Genomic DNA, 252 nt, shown 5'->3' with positions numbered 1-252 from the left:
GTTCTGCGACCGCCGATCCCGGTACGCAGAACACGCCCTTTTTCGCCAGCCGCTCGCCGGGCCGCACCTTGGCCGTTTCCATCGCCAGCCAGGGCGCAAGGAGGAGGCCCAGCGTCACCGGCGACAGCCACGCCCCCAGCATCGGGTTCAGGAACAACACGCCGAGCAGCTCGACGCCCACCCCGAGATGCCAGTAATAACGCGGCATCGCATCCGCCGCCGCCAGTCCGTCGCGCACCCGGCTTTGCGGGC

The 252-nt window shown here is 69.8% G+C and carries 1 protein-coding gene; it reads right to left on the bottom strand.

Translation table 11 applies throughout. The features are described 5' to 3' along the window. Window positions 1-238, bottom strand: a 238-nt coding sequence (locus tag IEQ44_RS16250; protein WP_227487681.1) for a hypothetical protein, incomplete at its 3' end; no start/stop codon positions are given. Window positions 239-252 lie beyond the last annotated feature (14 nt).

The organism is Nocardioides malaquae, assembly GCF_015070385.1.
GTDB classification, from domain to species: domain Bacteria; phylum Actinomycetota; class Actinomycetes; order Propionibacteriales; family Nocardioidaceae; genus Nocardioides; species Nocardioides malaquae.
This window is presented reverse-complemented; position numbering and strand designations above follow the sequence as displayed.